This window comes from Paraburkholderia sp. SIMBA_053, assembly GCF_046534895.1.
GTDB lineage: Bacteria > Pseudomonadota > Gammaproteobacteria > Burkholderiales > Burkholderiaceae > Paraburkholderia > Paraburkholderia caledonica.
The window spans coordinates 19,304-46,014 of sequence record NZ_JAWRXU010000012.1; the positions used below are offsets into that span (position 1 = coordinate 19,304).

The window sequence follows — 26,711 nt, forward strand, 5'->3', positions numbered from 1 at the left end:
GAGACTAACACGCTTTTTGCGAGAATGAAGACGGCGGATACTGCTTGCCTGTCATCAGATTTCCACTCAGGAGAAGGTCTTGAAGATATTCATTACAGGCGCGGGCGGTTTTATCGGCGGTTCTATTGCGGCGCATCTCGTGCGCGCCGGTCATCAGGTGCGCGGTCTGATTCGCAAGCCCGAACATAGCGACGAGCTGAAACGGCTCGGCATCGAGCCGGTTATCGGCACGCTCGACGACCGCGCGTTGCTGATTGCCGAGGCGCAAGCCGCCGACGCTGTCATCAACGCCGCCAGCAGCGATCACGAAGGCGCGGTGAGCGCGCTGATCGAAGGACTCTCGGGCTCCGGCAAACCGTTCCTCCACACAAGCGGTTCAAGCATCGTCGGCGACGCATCGGGCGGCGAAGCGGCCGAAGCGCGCATCTATCACGAAGACGCGCTGCCTGAGCCGACCGCCGACAAGGCCGCGCGCGTCGCGATCGACCGCCGGGTCCTCGAAGCCGCGCAACAGAACATCCGCTCGGCGGTGCTGTGCAATACGCTGATCTATGGCCACGGTGCGGTAGCGGCCAGCGCAAGCGTGCAGTTGCCGCGCCTCGTGCGACAGGCTCAAAAGAGCGGCGTCGTGCGACACGTCGGCAGCGGCGGCAACACATGGTCGAACGTGCATATCGACGACGTCGCCGAGCTTTACCGTCTCGCGCTGGAAAAGAGCCCGGCCGGCACGTTCTACTTCGTCGAAAGCGGCGAAGCGTCGTTCCGCGAAATGAGCGCGGCCATCGCGCGCGCGATGAAGCTCGGCGAGCCGCAAGACTGGCCGCTCGAAGAAGCGCAAAAGGAATGGGGCTACGAAATGGCTTCGTACGGGCTCGGCTCGAATAGCCGCGTACGCGGCGAGCGCGCACGCAAGCTGTTGGGCTGGCAGCCCAAACGCACGTCGGTAATCGACTGGATCGAGCACGACATGATGTCCGGCCACGCGGCGTAGATCCGCGGTTTTCGTCGTAATTTGTGTAAGCGCCGGCGTTGCGAATCCGTAAGCTCGGCTCGATAGAATCCTGCTCATCTGACCCGCGCGGCTCGATGCTCGAGCCGCACACGAGCCCGGATTTGATCGATGACCTTGGCGTTGAATTTCGACTGGCTGACCAACCTGCTGGCGATCCTGTTCGTCGTAGCGTGCCTTTACGATGCACGCTACGACGAATACGGCACGTTGACGCTGTCAGCAGCTTTAATGGGTCTCGCCGTGATGGCGATCGAACTGTTTCTCAAGCCCGCGTTCGACATGGCGCTGTAGGCACGCGGCGCTCTATTCCTCCTCTCGCAATTCACTAACCACAAGCGGCACAACCGCCGCCGTGCGCCTCTTTCTCTTCATAGCGGTCGTGGTGCTTGACCCAATCGATAAGACTGCTCTTTTCATTGCGCCCTTTCGGCGTAACGTCCAGATGCGCGTACGTGTTGATGAACCGCTCGTCGCCGCGGCCATAGCAGGAATACGTGTGATAAACGTCGCCATTCGCGTCTTTATAGAAGACGCTATGGCCGTGTAGTTCGTCGATGCCGACGTCCTGCTCGACGAAGTTATACAAGGCCTTCTTGCTCGCCAGTTGTTCGGGCGTGAACGACACGTGATAGTCGAAATTGAAATCGCTTCCGTCGGACGACACCCACGGGAACGTCCAGCCCATGCGTTTTCTAAACGCTTCTATCCTGGCGAGCGGCGCATGCGAGATGGTCACGTACGAAACATCATGATGTTCCAGATGCGTGACGATCCCGGTCATGTGATCCGACAGGAACGAACAGCCAACACAACCCTCCTCCCAATCCGGGCCAAGCATGAAGTGATAAACGATCAACTGACTGCGCCCGTCGAAGAGATCGGCAAGCGTCTTGCGTCCCTGCGGCGTATCGAACACATACGTTTTATCCACCTTCACCCACGGTAGTTCGCGGCGCTTGCGGGCGAGTTCGTCACCGGCGCGCATGTGCGCTTTTTCTTCTACCAGCAGCGCCCTGCTCGCCTCCAGCCATTCCTGCCGCGAGCCGACCCGGTGCTGCGGGTCTTGCTGCGATTGCTTTGGTGTTTGCATCGGTTCCATCTGCGGCTCCTTCACAATGACGTACACGGCATGTAAATACGCGGCATGTGCAACTCATCGACGACTCGCGCACGGCAGACCGGTCTGCGCGTCACGAGCCGCGCCGTTTCCCTCGTGACGGCGAAGATTTGCGCGGCCCGGGTGTAGACAGTGCAGCGATACGGCGGGCTGGCTTTGACGCGCGCGGCGCTTCGTCTTCTTCGACGAAAGCGGCCAGACGATCGAGCGATTTCGCCCAGAAGCGCTCATAGCGGCCGAGCCACGCCATGGCTTCTTCCATCGGTCCGGCACAAAGCCGGCACGCGACCGTGCGGCCGTTCTTGCTACGTGTGATGAGGCCGGCCCCCGCGAGAACGTCGAGGTGCTTCATCACCGCCGGCAAGGACATGGCGAACGGCTCGGCAAGCCCGCTCACCGACAGTTCGGTTTCGGACAAACGCGCGAGCAGCGCACGCCGCGTGGGGTCCGACAACGCCGCAAAGGTGCGGTCGAGCAACGCTTCATTAAACTTAACCATGAGGTTAAGTTTAGAAACGAACTCGCGAATGTCAAGAACAGGCACGCAGTTTCTCCGGAGCACGCAGAAAACCGGCGCCCGCGCAGAGCAAAAAGAAACGCGGCACGTCGCAGATAGAACATTGCGACGTGCCGCGTCAGGGAGAACAACCGACTACGGTCCAGACCGCGGCACGCCGCGATACTCCGCCGTGCTCGCGTTACAGCAAATGACTCAGCGTGCCGCGGCTGCGCCGCGACGTCCCGAGCGAATCAGATCGCCCATCCGCCGAGATAGAACCCGACCAGCACGATCGCAATCGCCACCGTGCCCACGTTCAGCTTGCGGTATTCGCCGCTCACCACGCGGCCGATCACGAGCGTTGCAAAACCGAGCATTATGCCGGTCACGATATTCGCGGTCAGCACGATAAATACCGCGCACATGAGACCGGACATCGCGTCGACCATGTCGTCCATATGCAGCTTGCTGACGTTGGACAGCATCAGCAGCCCGACATACATCAGCGCGGGCGCTGTTGCGTACGACGGCACGAGGCTCGCGAGCGGCGAGAAGAACATCACACCGAGAAACAGCAGGCCGACCACTGCTGCCGCCATGCCGGTCTTCGCGCCGGCCGCCACTCCGACCGTCGATTCAATGTATGCCGCGGCTGGCGCGCCGCCGAGCAGGCCGGAGAAAATCGAGCTAACCGAGTCGGCCGTGAGCGCGCGGCCACCGTTGATGATGCGGCCGTTTTCATCGAGCTGGCCCGCCTGGCCCGCGACCGCGCGGATCGTGCCGGTGGCGTCGAACACGGCGGTCATCACGAGAGCGAGCACGCTGGGCAACACTGCCATCGACAGCGCGCCCTTGATGTCCATCGCACCGATCAGCGACTCGTGCCCCGGCGCGCTCAGCGACGGCACCGCGAATACGCCATGAAACGACACGGCCGGATCGACGAGCAGCGCAATGGCCGAAATTCCAATGATCACGATCAGGATCGAGCCGGGCACGCGGCGGCGCACGAGCCCGAAGATCGCGGCGAGCCCCGCAACCGACATCAGCGCAGGCAGTGCGGTGATATTGCCGAGCGAGACCGGCAAACCGGCGCCCGGATTCTTCACGACGAGCCCGACGTCGTTGGCGGCGATCAGCAACAGGAACAGCCCGATGCCGATGCCCGTGCCGTGCGCGATGCCCGTGGGCAGATTGCGCAGAATCCACGAACGCACGCCCGTCACCGAGATCGCGGTGAACACGACACCCATCAGAAATACCGCGCCGAGCGCGACTGTCGGATGCAAGCCCTTGCCGAGCACGAGACCGAACGCCGTGAACGCGGTCAGCGAAATCGCGCAGCCGATCGCGATCGGCAGGCGCGCCCACACACCCATCAGCAACGAGCCGAACGCGGTCGTGAGACACACGGCGACGAATACCGCGCTCGTATCGAAGCCCGCTTTACCGAACATGCCCGGCACGACGAACACGGAATAGACCATCGCGAGGAAGGTCGTGATGCCCGCGACGATCTCCTGGCGCTGCGAACTGCCGCGCGAGGAAATTTCGAAGTAGCGGTCGAGAAAGCCCTTGGTGTCGAATGACTCGGCGCCGGCTTCGGAAAGCGGCTGGGCGTGGGGTTCCATCATGATGAGTGCCTCCTTTATCAGCATGCTGAAACGGCCGTCGAAGTGGCCGTCATCAGGTTCGTCTCTTTGCGTTGTTTAATGTGCTTCGGGCGCTTCGTGTCCCGTTTCTGTCTCGAAATGTAGGCCAACCCAAATATATCGCCCATCGCATGAATGGCATGCCGGGCATGTCGCGACAGTTATATCGTCCAAGCGACGGCAAAGCGCATGTGCGATCCGCGCGTTAACACCTACGGCTCGTCACGCTTTCTCGTCCACATATGAAAGCGTTTTGAGAGCTTGACGGACGCTGCGAGATAACCGCCGCGCGTGACCGTCGTGTGCGGCGCGGCATGAAGCGTGCTTGCGGCATACCCCTCACATGGCCCTCAAAAGCGGACCGCTCGACGTCGCGGGTTAAACTCTGGGCCGTACTGTTTAATCGCGGCGCTCTACAGCCGCACCCGGTCCATGGAGTTCTTCCTGATGAGTGGCGGCTTTTCGCTTCCTGCCTGGCGTCATACGATCCTCGCGGCGTTCGCGCTGCTGGCGCTTCTTGCACTGTCCGGCTGCAGCAGCCTGCTGTGGGGAACGCAGCAGGCGCCGATCGTCGAAGCCACGGTCATGCCGGTCGAAGCCGCAAGCGCGCCCGTGGCCGCTTCCGCGCCGGAGCCGGTCGAGACCGAAGCCGCCGAACCCGAGCAGCCGAAGAAGCCGAAGAAGCCGGTCGTCAAGCCGCACAAAGTCGAGCCGCCGCCGCCCGTCGTCGCTGCGCCACCGCCACCGCCGCCGCCCCCGCCGCTGATCGTGCTGCGCACGATCGAGCGCAACGACGCGCATACGCTGCTCGACAGCGAGGTGCAGAAACCGGACGGCAAGGTGGTCGGGCGAGCAATCGACATGATTGCGGACGCGAGCGGCAAGCCGCGCGAAGTCGTGGTGAATCTGCAAGGTTTCCTCGGGGTCGGCGATCGGAAGGTCAATTTCGCGTGGAACGCATTCCGCTTTACGCCGACCGCGAAAGCCGCGCCGATCACGCTGAATCCGTCGGCGACTCCGGTGAATCCGGCGAAGGCGAACGCTGCGATGCAGTTGCCGGTGATCGACGCGACAGTTGAGCGCTCGAACGGCGCGAAAGTGGGCCGCGTGATCGACGTGCTGATCGACGCCAATGCGCAGCCGCAGGCAGTGGTGCTGGACGTCAACGGCATGGTCAGCACGGAGCGGCGCACGATTGCGGCGAACTGGTCGGCGCTGCGCTTCGTCGCGAAAGACAAGGAACTGCATCCGCAAATCGATTTGAGCGATGCGCAGATCAACGCGACGCCGCCCTACGCGAACGACAAGCCGATCCGCGCGGTATCACCCGCGCCGCCCGCGGCGCCCGCCCAGCCGGCGCCCGCTGCCGCTGCCGCGCCCGCGTCCGGGCCGACCGCCACGGCCGCTTCCAACGCACGGGCGGTCCGATGACAGGCCGCACTCTGGTTACTGCGCGAAGTCTGCGCGCGCTCGATTGGCTGAACTTCTTCGTCGCCAATGTGCAGACGGGTTTTGGACCGTTCATCGCGTCCTATCTCGCGTCGCACAAGTGGACGCAGGGCGAGATCGGCATGGCGTTGTCGGTCGGCACGATCAGCGCAATGGTGAGTCAGGTGCCGGGCGGCGCCGCCGTCGACGCGTTGCGCAACAAGAAGGGCGCGGCCGCCTGGGCGATCTTCGCGATCATCCTCAGCGCGGTATTGCTGGCAACCAGTCCGACTGTGCTGCCGGTGATCGCCGCCGAGGTCTTTCACGGCTTCGCCAGCTGCATGCTGACGCCGGCACTGGCGGCGATTTCGTTTGCGCTCGTCGGACGTGCGAATCTCGGCGACCGGCTCGGGCGCAATGCGCGCTGGGCGTCGATCGGCAGCGCGGTTGCGGCCGGCCTCATGGGCGTATTCGGCGAATACTATTCGCCGCGCGCGGTGTTCTGGCTGACTGCGGGGCTCGCCGTGCCCGCGCTGTTCGCGCTGGCGATGATCCAGCGCACCGACACGATCCAGTTGCCAAAAGCCGCGCCGACGCCGCAAGAAACCGAGCGCCGCGAAAGCCTGCGCGAGTTGCTGCGCGACCGGCGCATGCTGCTGTTCGCTGCCTGCATTGTGTTGTTCCATCTGTCCAATGCAGCGATGCTCAATCTCGCCGCCGGCGAAGTGACGGCCGGCATGGGCGACAACGTGCAGCTCGTGATCGCCGCGTGCATCATCGTGCCGCAGGCGATCGTCGCGATGATGTCCCCGTGGGTCGGCCGATCCGCCGAGCGTTGGGGACGCCGGCCTATCCTGCTGCTGGGCTTTTCGGCGTTGCCGATCCGCGCGCTGCTGTTCGCCGGAATCAGCAGCCCATACCTCCTCGTGCCCGTGCAGATGCTCGACGGTTTGAGCGCGGCCGTGTTCGGTGTGATGCTGCCGCTGATCGCCGCCGATGTGGCCGGCGGCAAGGGCCGCTACAACCTCTGCATTGGCCTGTTCGGGCTTGCTGCGGGTATCGGCGCGACCTTGAGTACGACCGCGGCCGGATTCATCGCCGATCATTTCGGCAATGCGGTCGCGTTTTTCGGACTCGCCGCCGCGGGTGCGCTGGCTGTCTTGCTGGTGTGGGCGGCGATGCCGGAGACGCGCGATGCGGCAGCGGCAGAAGACAGCGCGCCGGTGGCGGACGGCGGCGGGTCGGCGGTCAGGTAAGTCGCGATGGTTTTGCCTGCGGCGCTGTTGCACCGCAGGCTGAACCGGACTCCCGATTCAGTCGGCCTGTGCGCCGCGCGACGCATGCCGGGCCGTTGCGGCGACGTCGCTCAATCCAGAAATTCAGCCGCGCGCATGCGCAACACCGCGCTGAAGTCGTCCAGCCAGCCAATCGACAGGCGCCAGCTCTGCCAGTAGAGATCGACGTCGATATGCTTGCCTGGCGCCATGTCCACGAGTTCACCGCTCGCCAGATGTGACGCGATCATGCGCTCGGGACACATGCCCCAGCCGAGACCCGTCACGCACGCGCGCAAAAAGCCGGCGACATGCGGAATCCAGTGCAACGGCGGATCGACCTCCGCTCGCGTGATGCGGCGCATGAAGCGTTTTTGCAACTGGTCTTTCGGATTGAAGTCCACGCACGGCGAGCGCCGCAAACTGTCGCGCGTGACGCCGTCCGCGAAATGACGCGCTAGAAATGCCGGCGAGCAGACCGCGAGATAGCGCATGCGCCCAAGACGCGTCGAGCGGCACCCTTGCACCGGCTCCGCCTGAGTGGTCACCGCGCCCTGCACGCTGCCGTCGCGAATCCGCTGCGCGGTGTGGTCCTGATCGTCGATCACGAGGTCGAGCAGCATTTGACGCTCGGCGCAAAACGGCGCAACTGCGTCGATGAACCAGGTGCCCACGCTGTCGTCGTTCACCGCCACGCGCAGCGTCGGCCATGCTTCGACCAGACCGCCCGGCAGCGCGGGCACGCGACCGGTCAATTCCGCTTCCAGCAGTTGCACGCGTTCGGTATGACGGCACAGCAACGCACCAGAAGTTGTCGCGACACACGGCTGACCGCGCTTGACGAGCACACTGCCCACACGCTCCTCGAGCAGCTTCACCCGCTGCGATACCGCCGAGGGCGTGACGTTGAGTTCACTCGCTGCGCGGTCGAAAGAACCATGACGCACGACGGCCGCGAGCGCGTCGAGCAACGCATAGTCGAGCATTAGCGTTCCTTAATCAGCGTTAGCTAAATTAGCTTCTCTTATGAAGCACAGAACCGCAGACTAGCCATGTTCGCTTCTCCCGTCTACTGGATCCGCTATGAACTGGCTGTCTTTTTCTCACGGCGCTGCATTATGTGCATCGCTGATCGTGACCATCGGCGCGCAAAACGCCTTCGTACTGCGGCAAGGCATCATGCGCTCGCATGTGGGCAAGATCGTCGCGCTATGCGCGGTGTCGGACTGCATTCTGATTAGCGCGGGTGTCGGCGGCGCGTCGGTGCTGATCGAGCGTTATCCGGTGTTCGTGCATGTCATGCTGTACGTCGGGCTCGCCTATCTCGCGTGGTTTGGCATCAATGCATTGCGCCGCGCAGTGCGGCCCGGGCATGCGGTAATGGACGCCGACGCGAACCGTGGCGCACAGCCCGCGCAACGCGCGATGCCGATCGTGCTTATGACGCTCGCCTTCACGTGGCTCAACCCGCACGTTTATCTCGACACTTTTCTACTGGTGGGTACCGCTGGGGCACGCGAACCCGACGGCGCACGCGTCGCGTTCGCCGTTGGTGCGATGGCGGTGAGTTGCGTCTGGTTCATAGCGCTGGGCTACGGCGCACGAGCGCTTGCGCCGCTGTTTCGCCGGGCAAGCGCATGGCGTGTGCTGGATGGCGCGATCGGCAGCATGGTGTTGTTGCTGGCCGTCACGCAGTTGCGTTGAAGCAAACTAGCCTTCGCCCGCTCACTGCCTCACTGTCTCACTGCCTCACTGCCTCACTGTCTCATTGCGCGAGCCGGCCCCACGCCGACCGTCTGCAGGCCGCCGTCCGTGACATATGGAACAAGGCCCGCAGCGCTGATCCTGTTGACGGTGTCGGCGGCGCAGACGCTGTCGGCCGGCGCGCAATAGTCGATTGCGAGGACCGGCAGCCGGTATTGCTCGCGAATCGTTTTCGCCTGCGCGAGCAGCCAGTCGCGATCGGCCTGCGTAATCTCGGTGTAGCGCTTCCCCGCCTGGTCCCAGCCTCGGTAGAGCGATTCGAATGCGACCGCATATACGAGCGAGTGAACCTGCGGCAATATTTCGAACCCGCGATTGAAAATCAGCCGTGCACGCGGATAGCGCGCCTTGATCGCGCGGACCACGGCAACGAGACCACGCTCCTGCCGCGCCCTCGCCGCGTCCGTCTTTGCAACGATCTGGTAAGAATCCAAAGTGTCGAGGAAAAAGCCGCGATAGCCTTTCTTCCACAGCGGAGCGATCACATGCTCCACGTAGAACGCGGGCCAGTCCGCCGCGTCCTGATCGATCACCTTCGCGCCCCACACCGTGTTGTCGCCTAGTTGCCAGGCCTTCGGAATGGCAGCGTAATACGGACGCTGCGGCTCCACCTCTCCCACGCTCACATAAGCGAACCACGCGGTGTCCGGATTCTTGTGCTTCAGTGGCTCAAAGCCGCTGTCGGGTTCGACCACCGCGACGTCGAAATCGCGCAACTGGCTGACCGGCGGCTGCGTGCCATAAAAGAGCGCAATCGAGGGCCCCGCTCCTGCGTCGGCCCACGCGCGTTCGTGTGCGATCGAAGACAGCAGGCCCACCAGCACCAGACGCGCCGCGCATACCACGCGCCGATAAAACGCGCACATGTCGTGGCGCTGACGTTTTCCGATACTCATCCGCGAATCCCCGCCTAGTTGCGCAACATGTAAGTCTCGTACTCGAGCGACGCGAATTTGCGGTCGAGCAGCGTCACGGCCGCCATCACGACGAGCAGCAGCGCGAGCGCGAAACCGTAGCCGTATAGATCCGGCCCGAGCCAGAGCGTGATGCCCGTGAACAGTGCGTTCAGCACGACGAACGCCGCCGTGAGTTTGAGCACGGCACGGCGTGCGTCGAGATAAAAGAACACGTTGAGCAAGCCGAGCAGCAATACTTGCAGACTGGCCGAGATCACATCCACGATGAGCAGCGGCAAATACAGCGTTGAAATTCCCAATGCTTCCAGCACGAGGTGCCCGAACGCGAGGATCAGCAGCAGCACGACCGTCTGCACCTTCACGATCTCGTACAGCCCTGCCCGCACGCTGCCGACCATCATGTCGCGCATGTCGTTGATATGGCGCAGCGTGGCGCCGCTGCGCACAGCGTCGTAGAAGCGGTCGTAGTACTCGACGAAATCCGCTTCGATCCGCACGAGAAAGGTTGCCATGCCGGGCATCACGCACACGTATGCAATGAACACGGGAATATCGTAGATCACCGACGCATGCAGCGGTCCGATCACGCGCGCGCCGGTGTCCGGCGCGTACCAGAACATGAATTTGTCGATCCACACGCCAAGGTTGAACAGCAGTCCGACGAGCGCAAGACTCGGATACGCGAAGCGTTTTTGCAGCACCTCGAACGAGATGAAGCGCTCGCTGCGATAGTTGCGATAGATCAGCCCGGACAGCCCGGCGAGCAGCACGACATGACCCGCCACGAAGCCGCCGAGCAGCCCGGGCAGTCCATGACGGTTGAGCATCAACGCGAATGCAACGGTGCAGCCGTAGCCAAGCGCGAACACATAGAGAATTTGCCGATACTGCTTGACGCTCGACAGGAAAATCACCGCGATCCAGATGTTGCTGACGACCACGAACCCCGCCACCATCAGCAGCCGGTAAATCAGCGGCTCGCCCCGAAAGCCGAATGCGACCGCGATCACGCCGAGCACGCCCGAGGCTGCCGTTGAAATCAGCACGACGCCGTTATAGTTCGACAGTACCAGGTCGTCGCGCTTTTCGAACAGGCGGTCGGAGATAAAGCGCGTGAACGACAGTTGCAGCGGCCCGGTCAGAATCAGGCTGCACGCAACGAGGTACGTCACCGACACCTGGAACTGCACGATCGCGTACTTCGGAATCACGAACGCGAGGCTCAGCACACCAATAATCAGAATCCCGAAGATCGACAGAATGAGCGGCCCGGAACTGATCAGCCCCGCGTACGCATAGGCGCGCGCGACGCCGAAAAGCGTCTGGTGCTTGAGTATCTTGCGGAGCTCGAAACCGATGCCGGCCATCAGCGCACCTCTTGCGGTTGGGTTTGCGCGTTGCCGTGATGCATCGGGCAGCCGCCGCGCGCAGCGGCCGCGTTGCCGCTCTCGCGACCGTCACGTATGGGCGCGGCCGTCAGGCGTTCATACAGCACGCGGTATTGATCGATCATCTGCTTTTTCGTGTAAAAACGCCGCACCCGCGCAAGGCCCGCCTGCTGCGCCGCGAGCCAACGCGGTTCGTCGCCGAGCAGATCGAGCACGGCCTGCGCGAACGCTGCGGGATTCGCGATGGGCACGACGCTGCCCGCCGAGCCCAGCGCGCGGTCTTCGTCACCGTAACCGTCGATCAACTGACGGCACGAGCCGACGTCCGTCGTGATGGAAGGCACGCCCGCCGCGAAGCCTTCCAGCACCACGAGCGGCAACGCCTCGCTGATCGACGTCAGCGCGATGACGTCCACTTGCGGCAAGATTTCGTCGATGCGCTGGAACCCGAGGAATTTCACGTTCTTCGCGAGCCCGAGACTTTGCACCAGCGCGCGGCACTCGAGGGCGTAGGCCGCATCTTCTTCCTCCGGTCCGACGATCCACCCTTCAATTTCCGGCATGGTTCGCGACGCGATAAAGAGCGCGCGAATAAAGGTCTTGATGTCCTTGATCGGCACCACGCGGCCAATCAGCGCGACTACGTTGCGCGGCCGTGCGACGCGTTGCTCGACGAGCGGCGCCAGTGCGTCGACGTCCACGCCGTTCGGAATGTTGCGCGTGCGCGAAGCGAGTGCGCCGTCCGCGATCTGCCGTTGTCGATTGGTCTCGTACAGCGCGACGATGTCGTCGGCGGCGTCGTAGGCGAGCTTGCCGAGCGCTTCGAAAAAGCGCACCCACAGTTCGCGGAAGTAACTGATCTTCGAGATGTCGCGCTCGAATGCGCCGCGGTTGTCGCGTATCCACTGGCTTTGCAGCAGATCGATCTTGCGCTCTTTCGTATAGATGCCGTGTTCCGACACGAGCAGCGGCCGACCGCTCCGGTAATGCAGCAGCGCGCCGAGAAAACCCGCATAGCCCGTCGACACCGTGTGATACACCTTCGCCGGCGGCACTTGCTCCGCGACGCGCGCGAGCTGCCACAACGGTTTGTGCATGATGCGCACGGTCCAGAAGTAGTCGGTAAACGACGGGTCCGTGCAATACCGATCGTACTGGTCGACGATAAAGTCCCATGCGGCGCGGCTCGACAGGAACTGCTCCTCGTTCAGCGGCCCGTTGTCGCCGATCATTTGCACCATGTCGGCCATCAGCGCGCCGGGGTCCGACGCCGCGTCGGAATTGCCGCGGTTGCGCCATGCGTCGTGCAACGCGGCCGAGCGCGCGAATGCCTGCGCGTCGCCGGGAATTTCACGCGACGCGTCTTTATCGGCATGGGCCGCTTCGTACAGATAGTGGGCTTCGAAATGGACCACGTTATCCGGCAGCGCATACGCCGCGCCTTCGTAGTCTTCTTCGCGGCTGCCGACGAACACGATCGAAAAGCGCAGCTCCGGATACGAGCGGATCATGCCGTTGACCCAGCTCGATACGCCGCCGCGCACATAGGGGAACGTGCCTTCGAGCAGCAGGCAGACATCGGCGTCCGCGGCGCGGCGCATCAGTGAGGGTTTCATGTTGACCAGTAACGCGCAACAGGTTTGAGCATCGGCAGCGTCGCGGCATTGCCGAGCGACGCCAACAGTTCGGATACGCGCACAAAATTCCCGCGCAGGAATTCGACTTCGGCAAGCCACGGCACCAGGCGTTCGCGTGGGAAGCCCAGCGCCTGGGCACGCGCCATGTAGTCGGCCGCTTCGTCTGCGGCGCCGTTCGCGAGAGCGAGGCGGCCGCGAATCATCCATAGCGCGGCGTCGCCGTCGTCGATCTCGAGCGCAGCGCGTGCGTGGCGATCGGCCTGTTCGAGCGTGTGCCGGTAGACCGCGCCTTGCACCAGGTTCTGATAGATCAGCTCGAAGTACAACTCCGCAAGCTGACGATTGATCGCGTGACGCTGATCGTCGGTGCTCGCCATCTCGAGACTTTGCCCGGTCTGGAAAATGCGCTGCGTCACTTCATTTTCCGCCTGGTCCAGCGTGCCGTAAGCAATCAGGCGCACGTCTTCAACCGGGTCCGCAAGCAGTTCGCGCAGCAGCGTGCCCGTGGTGCGCGTCGGCATGCTCTGGATCGCGACGAGCGCCGAAAGGCGGTCCGACGCATTCACCTGCGTATTGACGATGCGCGCCTGCAAGCGCGCGCCGCCGCCATGCGATACGCGCGACATCAGGTGCGTAACGAATTCGGGCGCCGGCACGTCGTCCAGCTCCTCGCCGCTGTGTGAACGCGGGTAGCAGGCGGCCCACGCACAACTCACGAGTACGACGAGGCCGCCGAACAGCGGCACGAATGCGCATCCGAGCCACAGCAGCAACAAACTCCAGCCGCGCGGCTCGCGATAGTGCTGCGGTAACAGCGCGCGAAACAGGAGCGCCTGCAATGCACCGCCGATCAGATTGATCGCGACGACGGGCAGCAGCGGGTCGAACGCCACCTGCCCGTTCGCGACGCGCCAGACCAACGCACATTGCACCAGCACGACGAGCACGATGCCGGCGAAAGCGACGAAAGCGCGAAGCACGCGCGACGCGCGGCCTATGGAGTGAGGGCGCACGGTTTCAGACATCGACGCCACTGCGCACGAGAAGACGCTTCAACGCCGGACCCGGCTCGCCGCCGAGATGCAGCGTATGCACGCCGATGCGCGCGCCTTCGAGATCGAGATTGAACTGCGCGCGCAGGCTGGCTTCGATCCGCGCGAGATAACCGTCCACGCCGGTCGCATCGGTCGCCGGCATCAGATTGATCAGCACCGACTGCCCCGCGGCCTTGACCGGCCACATCAGATCGAGAGCACGCCGGCGACGCATCACGTGTTCGAAGAACGAGTCGCCCTCGTCGTCGTGCGGGAACACCAGCGCGACGAGCGACGACGTAATGCCCGCCGCGTGTTCGAGGCGCGTGAGGCGGCTCACGTCGAGCGCGAACTCGTATGGGCAGTCGGGCAATGCATCGAGAATCGTGCGTACCTGCTGCGAGTGTTCGACGCCGTCGGCGTAATAGCCGAGCAGCACCAGCAGCAATTGCAGGTTGTCGAAGTTCAGCGACAGGAACGGCATGCGCTTGATCGCCAGCACGGCGATGAGCCGCCCGTCCGCCGAGATCATTGGCGCACACACGAGCAGGCCCGTGTTCGTGACAGGATGCTCGCCGCTCTTCAGATGCGCGACGGCCTGGGTTTCGAGCGCCCGTGCGACGAGTTCGTCGCGCGGGTCGAGCTCGAACGCGTCGCCGATCCGGGCGAGTGTTTCACGCCCGAGCTTGCCGCCGTGCACGGGGTACAGCGCGGCCACTTCGATCTGACATGCCTGCGCCACGAATTCAAGCAGCGCATGCGCGCCCGGCAGATCGTGCGACGGCACGTCCTTCGCACTATCGAGCCCATGTGCGACCGACAGGCGGCGCAGTTCGGTAATCGAATCGCGCAACGTGGTCGGCTTCGACAACAGATCTTTTTCGAGCCGCTCGTGCGACAGGCGCATCAGGTAATGGCTGTTCGTAATCGCGACGAGCCGGTCGTTCAGGTAGTCGTTCAGCGCGTTCGCGCGTTGCGCCCGGTTGCCCCACGTATCGCCGAAGTGACCGGCAACGATGGTCTGCAACAGGCCGCCGGTGAAGAACAGCGTCGGCCATGCGTCGGGGCTGCCGTGCATCAGCACCTGCCATGCGCCGATCAGCATCGCGCAGGCGAGGAGGCCGAGCAGCGTGCCGTAGCGCAGCGCGACGATCAGCGGCGCGAACCATAGCCACGGAAAACCAGTATGCAGCAGAAACGGGTCGTTGCGGTCGAGCGCCCAGCTCAACGCACCGGCCGCCGCAACGAACACGATCGTCTCGACAATTGAAAACGGCCGAGCCACCGCGGGCGCAACGATGCGCCGCAACGCGCTCAGGTTGCCGAGCGGATTCGAATGGCGCGGCTTCGCCGCACTGGCGGCGGATTGCGCGGTGACGGTATTCACAGCCGACTCCTCATGACATCTCGAGATACGAATGACAGCGTGCCTGCGCGGCGCGTGGATCAACCGCGCGAGCGCAGCGGCGACAACAGACTGCCGATCAACGACGAAGCAACGCTTGCAAGACTGGAGCGCGTCCATCCGCTCTTCGAACCCGTGGCGCTCCAGACCACCTGACCCGATGCGACGTCGATCAGTTCGAAGGTGACGCCCGCTACCGGCTCGCCGTCCACGCCCACCTTGTAGCGCCACTCTTCCACCGCGCCGGTCAGCACGTATTTCACATGCTGCTCACGCGCCCATGCGAGTTTTTTCTCGCCGAGATCGCGCTGCGCGGTATCGAACATCGCGTTCGCCGATGCATCGGCGGGAGCGATCCGCACATCCGTCAGGCCGTTCGCGCGCAGCGTGTTGGCCGCGATCGCAGCCGCGCTGCTGCCCGCCGCCGGCGTTTCGGTGAAGTTCGCCATCGACACGACCGCAACCGAGTCCTTGGCGCCGAGCGCCGGCGAGCCCGTTTGGCGGATGGAACCGCACGCGCCGAGCACGAGTGCCGTCGCCGTCACCGCTACGGACCATTTGATGAGGCCGGACCATCTTTTCATGTTGTTCATCGAACCACTCCTCAGTAACGTCGTTATTCGTCGCAGGCGCGATACGCCCACGGTGTCAGTCGGACAGAATCGGTAATCAGTAGTACCAGCTGTAGCGCGCGCCCAGCACCGTGACAGGCGTGCCGATCTTCGACACGCGCTGATGTTGCAGGAACACCGCGACATGATCGCCGCCGAACACGGTGCCCGCGACACCCACGCTCATTTGCGGCCCCCATCCCTGTATCGAATCGTGCAGCAGGCCGACGTCGAAGAAAGGCCGCCAGCGGTGCGTGTACTGCTCGAGCAGATCGTTGCCCGCGCCGAAGAAGAAGCCGTATTGCGTATAGGTGTCGGGCATGAAGTCGCGCGGCGTGGCCGGTTGCAGCGCGACCGGCAACAGACGCGAGATCAGGCCATCGGCCTGGCCGCTTGCGCCATAGCCGCCGTGCGTGATGAGCGCGCGCAGCGTGTAATCCGGGTACTGCGTGCGAATCCGGTAACTCACCTCGCCCGTCGACAGCACGCCGCTGCCCATATAGGTGCGCGCCTGGCTGTAGAAACGGTCCGCCTCCACGCTGCCCGTGAGCGTGATGTGCTGCGTCATGCGATACGTGAAATCGCCGATCACGTTGTCTTTCATGCCGCCGACCAGCAGCGTCTGGGTTTCGTCCGCGACCTGATTGCGGCCGGCGCGGAGTCCGAGTGTCAGGGCCGAGTTGCGGCCCACCTCTCCCGCCAGATCGAGCGTGTAGAACGAGGCGGACGCAACGCGCCTGCCGCCCGTGATCGTGAACGACGTGTCGCGCGTGCGCCGCTCGCCGTAGATGTTGAGCCAACGATCCACCGAGGGCACGTTGACAAGTTGGGTGATGTCGGTCGAATGTTGAAAATGCTGGACCGCAGTCACGCCAACGAGATAACGCTCGACGATCTTGCGGCTGCCGGCAAGCGTTGCCTCGACGTAATCGAGCGGATGCTCGACGTAGTTGGTGACATTCGCGTCGATCGATTGCGGCCAGTCGAGCGTCGTCTCCGTGACCCGCGTGTGAAGTTCGGTGTCTTCCGGCGCGCCGCCAAGGGCGTCGAACGCAAGCTGTTGCGCGCGATCAGGATGATCGACGGCGATGGTCGCGTCGATGCGGTCGTAGACCGGCAAGCGCGAGCGCTCCAGATCGAGCAGACGCTCCATCTCGCCGACGTTGTTCTCGGCGAGCGCGATGGTGAGCCGCGCGTCGGCGGGACGCGACAGGCGTTCGGCATACTGCTGCGCGAGCCAGCGCTTCGCAAGCGGATTGCTTTCGTGCGACAGCGCCCATGCAACCGCGACGTCCTTCGCAACCGCGCCGCGCACCTGCGCATTTTGCGGCAGATCGGCGCCTTGCATCGGCGCACCGCCGGGCAAACCCTTCGCGTTGCCGATCAGGGTGCGGCGCAGTTGCGCGATGTCGGCCGGCGTTGCGTGCGCGGACATGAGGTCGTCGAGCAATGCGGCGGAGACGTCACCCGTTGCAAACTCCGTCGATAACGTCACACGGCGCCCGCGCAGATCGGCAGCCGTCTCGGCGTCCTGCGCGGCGCGGCCACGCATCGACGCGCGCTGCGCGCCGTGGAGTTTCGCGAGCTTCGCCTGTTCGTCCTGCAGTTGCAGCCACACCTTCTTGCGGATGGTCCAGGCCAGCCCCGCGTGCCCCGACTGTTCCTGTGCGTCGGCATAGGTAAGGAGCCATAACGGATCGCGCGACATCATGCCTGCCTGCCGCCGCAGATAGTCGAGCGCGGCGACGGGCCGGTTCAGGCGCATTTCAGCGGCGGCGAACGGGCCCCACAACGCCGAGCTTTGAGCGGCGTTGCCGCGCCAGCGCTTGAGCGCGGCGCGCAGATCCGCGTCGCTGCCGTAGTCGACGAGGGTCCACAGATACGCGGCACTCACGTCGGAGCCTGCGCCGGGCAGGTCCACTGCCCGCTTCAGATCGGCAAGTGCGTTTTGCGGCTCCCCCATCAGGCGATAGTATTCGGCGCGTACGCCGAGCAATACGGGCGACGCGTCGGCGGTCCTGCGCTCGTCCGGCGTGAGATTCGCGAGGAGCGTCGCGATCCGGTCCAATGCCTGCGCGTCGAGGTAGTAGTAGATCGCGTCGCGCAACGCACGCGCCGTGTGTTCGCGATGAAAGCGCAACTCGGCGATGCGGCCTGCGTCGATCGGATACGGATCGTAGAAATCCGTCATTTCGCCGAGATCTTCCCGCGTCGCCATGCCGTTCGCGAGCAGGTGGCGATACGCCTCGTTGGCGTCGTCGTCGCGCTGCTGCAGTCGCGCGAGTTCGGCGTAGTTGCGCCAGAAAACTTCGTCACCGTCTTTTGCGCCCGCTCGCGCGGCGGACAACGCGGCGAGCGAGGCGCGATAGTCGCCCTTGCGGTACAGCACACTCGCCGTGCGCAGCGCGGCTGTTGCGTCGTTCGGATGACGGGCCTGCACCGCGCGGTAGGTAGCGAGCGCCTCTTCGTCGTGCCCTGCCCGCTCGGCAAGCGCGCCTATACGCTGATCGATCGCATCGCCATTCGCGCCGCGCGGCAGCGAACGCAGGAACGCCAGACCGTCGTCGGGCCGGCCAAGACGTTCATAGGTGGCGGTGACGCTGTCGACGAGTTTCATGTCGCCGGGCTTCGCGCGCGCCTGGTGAACCAGCGCAACGAGATATGCTTCGTCGTCGTTGAGCATTGGTGCGATACGCAGCACGTTTTGCCAGCCAACGGGATCGTTCGACACCTGCGCATATTCGAGCCACGACTTCAGCGCGAGCGAAGGTTCGCGATTCCATTCCGCCACTTCAGCGAGTCGCTTGACCCACACTGCGGAGCGCGGATCGCGCTGCACCCGTTGCGCGGCGATTTTCTGCGCGTTGGGCAGATCGCCGGATTCAACGAACGCCTGGAATACGGTGTTTGCGATGCCGGGGTCCGGGTTAGTCTGGGATGCAGCGGTGGCTGCGCTTGCCGGTGTCGCTCGGCTTGCCGGGGTCGCTGCAGTCGCAATGCGAACGACGTGAACCGTGCGCGGATGTTGCGCCTCGCCGTGCATCGCCTCGCGCAGACTCGCGAGCACGAAGCCGCCGGGCCGCGCGACAGGTCCGTCCATATACGCGTATTGCGCGCGGGGCGAAGGCAGCCCTTGCGGCGGCATCTCACGCAATTCGTTCGACGTATAGCGCGCCAGCATCTTCGCGTAGCGATCGACCGCTTGCGGCCGGTTCGCGGCACGCGCGAGATTCAGCAGCACGACGAGCGTTGCCGGATCGTCGGCGAGCGCGCTGCCATGTGCATCCGCCGCGGCAAGCGCGTCATCGAGCAGATTGCCCGACTGCAACGCGCGCAGGCCCGCCACGAAACAACGGCGCTGTTCGTCGCGCGTGCGAGCCGCAGCCTCCTGACGGAACCAGGCATCCGCAGCCGCGCGATAGTCGCCCACTTGCAGCGCGTAGCGCGTGATCTGCGTGTCCCACTTGTTGCGGCCATCGGGATCGTTAGCCGAGAGCCGCGCGTAAAGCTGCACCGCGAGATCGGGCAGGCCGACGGCAGCCGCGCGTTGCGCGAGCCATTCGAGGTCCTTCGGCGCCCACTGCAGCTTTGCCGCTTCCTGCAAATGCACGCGCAGATCGCTCAGTTCGCGGGCGCGGCGCGGATCGTCTTCGGGAATCGCAAAGGTGCGCTGCTCCGCCACCGAAAGACGCAGCATCGTCGCGGTGCGATGCATGTTGTCGGTGCCGAGCGCATCCATGCGTGCGGCGATCCGCTCGGTGTCGGCGGTGCGTCCCAGATACGAATACTGCGCGCCGAGCAACGAGAGAAACTCCTCGTTATCCGGCCGCACCTTCGACCATGCTTCCAGATACGCGACGCTCAGCTCGCTGGGCGCCCCGACCGACGCCACGCGCTGGCGCAAGCCGCCGCGAGGCGACACGCCGTATATCGTCAGCAGTACGACGCCCGCCATCAGACAGACGAGCCAGGTCGGTGCGATACGGGGACGTTTAGCGCTCACAGGAAATCTCGACGGGCTGATAGTTCACCTCCAGACCGGCGGAGGCCGGGGTGTCGAAGCGCAAGCCTGCGGCGTCACGGTGCACGGCGACGGGACGCCCGGCGACATTCACACTGCAACTGCCCGCCTGGGCAAGCCTGACGAACGGCTGGTAGTAGCCCCCGAATTCGAACGACATGCCGTTTGCGCCGCGCCTGAAGTTGCGAACGAAGCCGTTCGCTTCGGCGATGTAGGGCAATGCGCCTGCTTTCGAAAGCGCTCCCGCAGAGCTATCGCGAGCATCGGCACCGTTGAACGACACGCGAGCGGCGCCGTCGGCGAAGTGGATATAAGTGCCGTCGGGGCCGGCCGAATAGCCGGTGACGCCGGCCGATGCGCGCAGATCCGGCGCCGTCGACAGCGGCCAGTGCAACTCCCGCACGTCCCCGTTGCCGCGCACGATCCAGTCGCCGTCGGCACGCTTGCCGCCATCGGCACCTGCACCTGCACCTGCATCCGCGTCGACGTCGCCGCGCACCGCGCGTGCGACAGCGAACGAACGCCAGTCGAGCACCTTCTGCGTGTAATCGGTCATCTGCACGGGCAGCACGGCTTGCTTGAGCACCGCCGTGAAAATCTGGTCGAGCGCGCGCAGCGAAGCGACCTTGGTACCGCTGTACATGTGGTAGTACAGGTCGATCGGCTTGAAACGCAACGGCTTGTCCGTCATGTCGAAGGTTTCGAGCACGCGCGTGAAACCGTAGAACGGACCCAGCCAGTCGTTCGTATAGACGTTCTCGTCCTGATTCGGCGCGTACACCTGATACGCGCCCGGCCCTTTGTCGACGCCGATCGGCGCGATGTTGGTCCAGCTGCTCGCGCTCTTCGTGATGACGGTGTCGCCGCCGTTCACGTTCGCGACGCCCGCCGCGTAGACCTTGCGCACCACCACCGCGGGCGGCTTGCAGTTGCCGGGCCATTGCAGAATGGTCGTCTTCTTGCCGGGAGGCGCAAGGCGCGTATTGATGTAATCGATCGAGCCGGTCACCTCCCGGTCGATGTCGAACGTGTAGTTCGGAATGTTCAGCGAGAACGCAGTATCGCCGCCGCCGCGGTCCACACGTTCGCCCGTCTTCGCGTCCACGCTGCCCCAGTCGAACGGATGCGAGTAGGTATGAGTGCCGATTGCCACATACGGCAGCGCGAACATCTTGCGGGCAATCTCCTCCAGGCGCGGCGAAATTTTCGGGTAAAGACCCGTGGGCCCCACTTCACCCTCGATGACGGACAGCGTCATCGGCACCTTGTAGCGGGTAAAAATCTGCTGATACAGCGCTTCGCCCGAATAGTCCGCGCCGGGGAATTCCGCTCGCGACGCGAAACCGTCACCGTCGACGTGCGACATGAAAAGACGCCGCCCGTTTTCCGTGGTCACGCTCGGCGACGGCATCTGTTGCAGACGCAAGGCGGCGGTGAGGAACGAAATCGGTTGAATCGCCCAGCGCTCCTGGTCGATGCCGTTGAGCGACACGACCGTGTACGGGCTCATTGCGAAGCCGCCCCATGGCGTGATCGCGACCGGGTCCAGCGTCGCCTGACCGCTCTTCACGCGCAGCAGCGGCCGGCTGGCCGCGCCGACCTGGACGCCCGTCAGATCGCGCGGGCCGAGCTTGGGAGCGATCTCGAAGCCGATCATCGGATCGCGCGAGACGACGTCTACCTTGTCGCTGAAGGGACCCGGCACTGCCTGCAGATCGAGCGCGCGCCCTTCGTCCTCGGCCGCGTCGAAACCGAACTGGCCAAGAAACGCAACGGGAACGTGCGCGGCGATGCGCGCATCGACCCATCTGCGCCACACGGCGCTGTCCTGCGTGCCGCTGCCCTGCAGCCACGCAACGACGCCCGCGTAGCGGTCGGGCGTAATGTCATCGGGAAGCGTGTCGTTGACGTTCGCGTACTCGACGTCATAGCCGAGATAGTTCAGCGGCATTGCCAGGTCACGCACGCCGGGGGTTTCGTCGAGCAGCAAATCTTCGCCCGTGTCCTGCACGACGAGCACCTTGCGCGGCAGCACTTCGATTGCGCCGATGCCGACCACGTCGCGCGCCACGTCGGTCACATAGGGCGTGACGCCCGTCGCCACCACCTGCGCCGCCGTCCTGCGCGCGCACGCGCGGTCATCGGCGGCGCAGTATTCGATCGACACGACGGGCACGCCCGTCTGCCGCATGTACGCTTGCGCCGCGGCGACGCGCGCCGCGCGGTCGTCTGCGGAAACGACGATCTGCCCGGCACCGCTCGCGCTCGCACCGCTGACGAGCGACGGGCCCACCACCGCATACAGCGCTTTGGCATGCGGCGCGGCGAGCTTAAGCGCGTCGTCGCCGCCGATCACGATTCGCGCGTCGGGATGCGCCGCGCGAATCGCGTCGATCGATGCAAGTGCTTGCGGCGTGTCGAGCAGGAAGCCACGATAACCGCGTTGCCACAGCGGCTCGATTACGCTCGCGACGAATGCACCGGGCGTGCTGGCAGCGGCGTCCGCACCGGTGCGCGCGAGCCATACCGTATGGCGCAACGGATTCGCCGACGGATCGAAACCATGCGACGGATCGACGACGACGGCATCGAACGCTTGCAACAAGTCGACCGGCACATTGGCGCCGTCGAAAAACGCGAGATTGACTGACGCAGAGGCACCCGCTTGCGCAGTGCGCGCTTCTGTCTGAGCTAGCGGTGCCGTGGGTAAAGTCGTGGATCGGGATTGCGGCGCCGTCGACTGAGCGTTCGCGCTGCCGTAGACGATCGCGAGCGCCGCAAGTACAGCGCACTCGGACACACGCATGAGGCGCGGCTGGCCACGTCCTCGCTCGAAACGCGCTGGCGTCGCCTCGCCGCCCGGCCCGTTGCGAAGCGCCCGGCGCGCACCCCCGATCGTTTGAATCCCCAATGGCATGTGATTTCTTCTTCGGTTTCTGCTCTTTTACCGGCCCGCATTGAACGCGGCTTTTTTTTGGGCTTTACTGCAGCCCACTCGATTGACTGCCCCTCTTTTTTGACGCGCGCTGCGCCGACCTTTACAACGGCGTAATAAAACACCGCCACGGCCCCTCTGGCGTTAATAGCCGCCCCGCGTCCAGGCTGCGCATTCTAATAGCTGTTTTTTCAAATTGCACGAGTATTCTGGCGCTCGGGTTTTTTACCAACAATCGCCAAAAACGCCCGGAACATCAACGAACTACTGTGCTACCCAATCCTATATGACGGCGCAAACGTTTCACCTCTTCACCACCCGTCGGGTCCAAAATGGTTCGGTCTGACAACAATTAACAATCCACGAATGACTTAATCGTTTTCAGCGGGAATCTTTCGAGCAGGCTTAAGCGGGCAAGATGGGGCTCGGAGCGCCAGTGTTGTGTCAGGTGCCCTGCTGGCGGAATCGTCGCCGCCGCACGTTGTTATTGGCGCGCAATCCGGCGCGACAGAAGGACCGCCGGGGTTCCGCCGTTGGCCGTTTGGTGAAGTGATTTTCGATAAACCGCTTTAGCCGGAAACCGTTCGGTGGACTTCCCCTGGAAATCGCTAAAACCCGATTTGTGCCAGTGCGCGACGGTTTGATACCGCTGATTTGCGGTGGTGAGTGGCGTTAATACGGTCATGCTTGGGGCGGATTTTGTTGAGCGACTCAACGGCAGCCGCACGACATCTTGTTGTTTCTGCCGCCGTGACGCCCCCGCTGCTTCACTCTTATTAAATGCGGATTAACTATTTTTTATTTGACACGCCTGTTTTTATGCAGCGCAAATCAACTGACACATCGATCCACTCGGCAGCATGCTTATTGACTCGCGCAAACGTTATCGTCGGTGGATATCCGTTTTTCACGGCATGAGGCGCTCCGCGGCGCTTAGCGTGTCGTTGCAGTGAGGCAACGGCAAGGTCGCCGCTGACGGTTGGTGGGCACCAGGCACAGCCATTGCTCAACATCGCTCGCCGGCAGATCGCTCGTTGCGGGGACCTAACCCGAGGCGAGCCGCCGTTCTACTTTCAATCCAGTATTCATCGGTGGGAGGCCTCATGCTTCGATACGCTGCAATCTTCTTCGTCATCGCTATCATCGCCGCGGTATTCGGCTTTGGCGGCATCGCCGCCGGCGCGACGGAGATCGCCAAGGTGCTGTTCTTCATCTTCGTGGTGATTTTCCTCGTCACCTTGCTGATGGGCGTGATGCGGCGCTGATCACCGCATCGGCTGTATAAGCGGAGGAATACCCGCCCCGGCGCGTGCGAACAACCTCTTGCAATACCTGCCACGGTGTATTGCAATAGTTGCCGCTCACGCCGGGCTTCTCCGCAACGCAGCACGCGCATCGCGCTATACGTGTGCCGCCAGTCTTCAGCGTGTTCCACGCGCCACTCCAGCATTCCCTCGTCTGTATCTGCTTCATTCCTCCGACAGCACGCGCGAGTCGCTCTCCCGCATGCCCAGATGCAACTCCTCGCATAGAAAACCTTGCAACGTCTGCACCGCTGCCTCCTGCGCGCCCGCGACCTCGCGCGTGAACAGCCCAAAATCCGCAGCGGGCGCATCGGGCAAGCCATCGGCACGACCCAGAATTCTCATGGACTCCGAACGAATATTGCCTTCGAGCAATACCGACACGCCGAGCCCCGCTTCGACCGCCGACTGCACCGCCGGCAAGCTCGTGCTCGTACACACGATGCGCCAGCCGATGCCCGCGCGGCGCAGCGCCGTCAACACATTCTGTTGCCACAGACATGTGTCGCCGAAAGCGACCAGCGGTAAGAGCGCTTCGGCGTCGCGCGAATAGCCGCGCGCGCCGACCCAGAACAGCGGTTGGGTCCATGTGAGCAAAGGCGTGCCGTTCACCAACGCGGGATCGGCAACGACCACATCGAGGCCGCCGTCTACGAGCCGCCTGGATAAAGCGGCGCTGCTATCCACGACGATTTCGAGCGCGACTCGCGGATAGGCAATCGAAAAACGCCGCAACGCACGCGGCAAGCGACCGACGGCGATGTCCTCGAGCATGCCGAGCCGTACCGTGCCCGACACCTGCCCCGCGCTCAACGCACGCCGCGCATCGGCACCCGCGCCGAGAATCGTGTGCGCGTACGGCAGCAGCAGATGGCCGGCCTCGGTGAGTTGCACGCCGCGTGGCGAACGGTCGAGCAGCCGCTGACCGAGGTCTTCTTCAAGACGGCGCAACTGCATGCTCACCGCGGCCTGGGTGCGTGCGAGACGGATTGCGGCCACGCCCACCGCGCCCGTCTCCGCGACGGTGACAAATGTGCGAAGCAGACTGCTGTCGAGGTCACGGGTCATCACGATTGTTGAAGTCGGCATAAGAAATATCAACTTATCTTAGTAGCGCGGGAGCCGATAAGATAGCGTGAACATTCACACAGCGACCCGAAAAAAACCATGCAGGACACGACAATCAAATGCGCAGCCGCGCCCGACCCGGCCGACATCAAACCTGCGCGCGCCGCGGCCGGTGCAGCGTTGCTGTGCGTGCTGTCCATGTCGAGCGTCCAGTTCGGCGCCGCGCTTTCCGAACCGACCATGTCGGTATACGGCTCGCTCAGCACCACCTGGCTGCGGCTCTGCTGGGCCGCCCTCGTGCTCGCAGTGCTGGTAAGGCCGCGCGTTCGCAGCTACTCGCGCGCGCACTGGTTCGCCGCGGGCGCGCTCGGCGCCGCGATGGCCGGCATGACGTTGTGTTTTTTCGCGGCGCTTCAACGCATTCCACTCGGCCTCGCGGTGGCGATCGACTTTCTCGGGCCGCTAACGGTCGCAACCCTGGCCGTCCGCCGTGCACGTGCGCTTCTATGGCCCGCGCTGGCGATTGCCGGCGTCGTGCTGCTTTCGCGCGATCGCGGCGGCTGGGTGGGTGAACCGCTCGGCGTATTCCTTGCGCTTGCCGCCGCTTGCGGCTGGGGCAGCTACATCGTGTTGATGAAAAAGACCGGCAAGCTCTTCGCGGGTCTTGAAGGCCTGTCGGTCTCGCTGATTGCAGCGGCGCTCGTGGCCACGCCTTTCGGCCTCGCACAGAACGGCATACACGTGGCCGCAGGCCAACTCGCGGCGACCGCCGGCCTTGCGATACTCGTTCCTCTATTGCCCTATGCGTTGGAAATGGTGGCGTTGCGTCATATGCCCGCAGGTTCGTTCGGTATCCTGATGAGTGTAGAGCCAGCCATCGGTGCGGTGGCAGGCTTTGTCGTATTGCATCAGCCGATGGGTATTCTGCAGGTCGCGGGCACGTTGTTCGTGGTGGCCGCAAGTGTCGGCGCGGTGGTGGCCGCGCGGTAGCAACGGCGCATTGCGATCCGTCGAGCGCGTCGTGCAGTAAGGACCACTCAACTGCGGAAGCGCATGCGCGGCTAAGCCATGTTCTCGGCTTCGTATAGACGCCGCCCGGCAGCGTCCTTCGCGCCGACAATCGGCTCGAAATCGATCGGCCATTCAATGCCGATGTCCGGGTCGCTCCACAAGATGCAGCGCTCCAGTTCGGGAAACCAGTACTCGGTTGTTTTCCACAGACACTCGGCGACGTCGGAAAGCACGACGAAGCCATGCGCGAAGCCCGGCGGCACCCAGATCTGCCGATGGTTTTCCGCGCTCAGGTGCGTGCCGCACCACTTGCCGAAGTTCGGTGAATTGAGCCGCACGTCCACGGCGACGTCGAAAATTTCGCCTGCCACGACCTGCATGAGCCGGCCTTGCGGACGTTGGACCTGATAGTGCAATCCGCGCAGCACGCCATGCACCGCGCGCAGATGCCGGTCTTGCACGAAGTCGAAACCGCGTGCGACGTCGGCGGTAAACTCGTCCGCGGCAAAGCTCTCATAACAGAAACCGAATGGGTCGCCAAACACCTCGGGCTCGATGAGTTTCACTTCCGGCAGTGCCGTTGCCAACACCTGGTTGCCCATGCCACTGTGCCCGTAAGAAACTGCTCGACAAA

21 protein-coding genes are annotated in these 26,711 nt (G+C 63.9%); 7 read left to right on the top strand and 14 right to left on the bottom strand.

Translation table 11 applies throughout. The annotated features are described in order from the left end of the window. The first annotated feature begins 79 nt into the window (after positions 1-79). Both SB753_RS27000 and SB753_RS27005 read left to right on the top strand, forming a co-directional pair. A complete protein-coding gene (locus SB753_RS27000) occupies positions 80-991 on the top strand; it encodes an NAD-dependent epimerase/dehydratase family protein (protein WP_410802759.1) in 912 nt (303 codons plus the stop codon). Between the two features lie 129 nt (positions 992-1,120). Next, positions 1,121-1,303, top strand: coding sequence for a hypothetical protein (locus tag SB753_RS27005; protein WP_020069888.1), 183 nt, complete (start codon positions 1,121-1,123; stop codon positions 1,301-1,303). A gap of 34 nt (positions 1,304-1,337) precedes the next feature. Here SB753_RS27005 and SB753_RS27010 read toward each other — a convergent pair whose 3' ends face one another. The 3 genes from SB753_RS27010 to SB753_RS27020 all read right to left on the bottom strand — a co-directional run bounded on the left by SB753_RS27010 (position 1,338) and on the right by SB753_RS27020 (position 4,262). After that, positions 1,338-2,111 (bottom strand): DUF899 domain-containing protein, encoded by a 774-nt coding sequence (locus SB753_RS27010; RefSeq protein WP_410802761.1) that lies wholly within the window; start codon positions 2,109-2,111, stop codon positions 1,338-1,340. 91 nt (positions 2,112-2,202) lie between these two features. Continuing rightward, positions 2,203-2,628, bottom strand: a complete 426-nt coding sequence (locus SB753_RS27015) for an ArsR/SmtB family transcription factor (RefSeq protein ID WP_410802763.1) — start codon at positions 2,626-2,628, stop codon at positions 2,203-2,205. 251 nt (positions 2,629-2,879) lie between these two features. Further along, positions 2,880-4,262 carry an NCS2 family permease gene (locus tag SB753_RS27020; protein WP_027804926.1) on the bottom strand — a complete coding sequence of 461 codons (1,383 nt, stop codon included), beginning with the start codon at positions 4,260-4,262 and terminating at the stop codon, positions 2,880-2,882. A gap of 465 nt (positions 4,263-4,727) precedes the next feature. On the opposite strand from SB753_RS27020, the gene SB753_RS27025 reads away from it, so the two are divergent. Both SB753_RS27025 and SB753_RS27030 read left to right on the top strand, forming a co-directional pair. Next, positions 4,728-5,711 carry a PRC-barrel domain-containing protein gene (locus SB753_RS27025; protein ID WP_410802765.1) on the top strand — a complete coding sequence of 328 codons (984 nt, stop codon included), beginning with the start codon at positions 4,728-4,730 and terminating at the stop codon, positions 5,709-5,711. Further along, positions 5,708-6,964 (top strand): MFS transporter, encoded by a 1,257-nt coding sequence (locus SB753_RS27030; protein ID WP_020069893.1) that lies wholly within the window; start codon positions 5,708-5,710, stop codon positions 6,962-6,964. The genes SB753_RS27025 and SB753_RS27030 overlap by 4 nt, the downstream gene beginning before the upstream one ends. 110 nt (positions 6,965-7,074) lie before the next feature. On the opposite strand, the gene SB753_RS27035 is transcribed toward SB753_RS27030, so the two are convergent. Then, complete coding sequence (locus tag SB753_RS27035) at positions 7,075-7,968, bottom strand: LysR family transcriptional regulator ArgP (RefSeq protein ID WP_410802767.1); 894 nt, start codon at positions 7,966-7,968, stop codon at positions 7,075-7,077. Between the two features lie 97 nt (positions 7,969-8,065). On the opposite strand from SB753_RS27035, the gene SB753_RS27040 reads away from it, so the two are divergent. Next, positions 8,066-8,686 (top strand): LysE/ArgO family amino acid transporter, encoded by a 621-nt coding sequence (locus SB753_RS27040; RefSeq protein WP_088175111.1) that lies wholly within the window; start codon positions 8,066-8,068, stop codon positions 8,684-8,686. Positions 8,687-8,739: 53 nt separating this feature from the next. On the opposite strand, the gene SB753_RS27045 is transcribed toward SB753_RS27040, so the two are convergent. From SB753_RS27045 to SB753_RS27080, 8 genes are all read right to left on the bottom strand, one after another. After that, the gene (locus SB753_RS27045) at positions 8,740-9,642 is read right to left on the bottom strand and encodes an endo alpha-1,4 polygalactosaminidase (protein ID WP_410802769.1); all 903 of its coding nucleotides are present in this window, start codon (positions 9,640-9,642) and stop codon (positions 8,740-8,742) included. A gap of 14 nt (positions 9,643-9,656) precedes the next feature. Next, complete coding sequence (gene pelG / locus SB753_RS27050; protein WP_087753155.1) at positions 9,657-11,030, bottom strand: exopolysaccharide Pel transporter PelG; 1,374 nt, start codon at positions 11,028-11,030, stop codon at positions 9,657-9,659. Further along, entirely contained in the window at positions 11,030-12,667 is a 1,638-nt protein-coding gene (gene pelF / locus SB753_RS27055; RefSeq protein WP_410802771.1) for a GT4 family glycosyltransferase PelF, read from the bottom strand. The genes pelG and pelF overlap by 1 nt, the downstream gene beginning before the upstream one ends. Further along, positions 12,664-13,713: a tetratricopeptide repeat protein gene (locus tag SB753_RS27060; RefSeq protein ID WP_193610965.1), complete on the bottom strand. Its 1,050-nt coding sequence runs from the start codon at positions 13,711-13,713 to the stop codon at positions 12,664-12,666. Before SB753_RS27060 ends, pelF begins: the two co-directional genes overlap by 4 nt. Further along, positions 13,706-15,109: a PelD GGDEF domain-containing protein gene (locus tag SB753_RS27065; RefSeq protein WP_088175108.1), complete on the bottom strand. Its 1,404-nt coding sequence runs from the start codon at positions 15,107-15,109 to the stop codon at positions 13,706-13,708. Before SB753_RS27065 ends, SB753_RS27060 begins: the two co-directional genes overlap by 8 nt. 59 nt (positions 15,110-15,168) lie before the next feature. Further along, positions 15,169-15,720 (bottom strand): hypothetical protein, encoded by a 552-nt coding sequence (locus SB753_RS27070; RefSeq protein ID WP_020069901.1) that lies wholly within the window; start codon positions 15,718-15,720, stop codon positions 15,169-15,171. Positions 15,721-15,796: 76 nt separating this feature from the next. Further along, positions 15,797-19,693 (bottom strand): tetratricopeptide repeat protein, encoded by a 3,897-nt coding sequence (locus tag SB753_RS27075; RefSeq protein WP_410802902.1) that lies wholly within the window; start codon positions 19,691-19,693, stop codon positions 15,797-15,799. Positions 19,694-19,730: 37 nt separating this feature from the next. After that, entirely contained in the window at positions 19,731-22,565 is a 2,835-nt protein-coding gene (locus SB753_RS27080; RefSeq protein WP_410802904.1) for a sugar ABC transporter, read from the bottom strand. Positions 22,566-23,797: 1,232 nt separating this feature from the next. On the opposite strand from SB753_RS27080, the gene SB753_RS27085 reads away from it, so the two are divergent. Beyond that, positions 23,798-23,959, top strand: a complete 162-nt coding sequence (locus SB753_RS27085; RefSeq protein ID WP_006051149.1) for a DUF1328 domain-containing protein — start codon at positions 23,798-23,800, stop codon at positions 23,957-23,959. Positions 23,960-24,163: 204 nt separating this feature from the next. On the opposite strand, the gene SB753_RS27090 is transcribed toward SB753_RS27085, so the two are convergent. Continuing rightward, positions 24,164-25,087 (bottom strand): LysR substrate-binding domain-containing protein, encoded by a 924-nt coding sequence (locus tag SB753_RS27090; RefSeq protein ID WP_410802774.1) that lies wholly within the window; start codon positions 25,085-25,087, stop codon positions 24,164-24,166. Between the two features lie 78 nt (positions 25,088-25,165). Between SB753_RS27090 and SB753_RS27095 the strand changes: the two genes are divergently transcribed. Beyond that, the gene (locus tag SB753_RS27095; protein WP_410802776.1) at positions 25,166-26,056 is read left to right on the top strand and encodes an EamA family transporter; all 891 of its coding nucleotides are present in this window, start codon (positions 25,166-25,168) and stop codon (positions 26,054-26,056) included. A gap of 71 nt (positions 26,057-26,127) precedes the next feature. On the opposite strand, the gene rfbC is transcribed toward SB753_RS27095, so the two are convergent. Then, a complete protein-coding gene (gene rfbC, locus SB753_RS27100) occupies positions 26,128-26,679 on the bottom strand; it encodes a dTDP-4-dehydrorhamnose 3,5-epimerase (protein ID WP_020069906.1) in 552 nt (183 codons plus the stop codon). Positions 26,680-26,711: the final 32 nt, after the last annotated feature.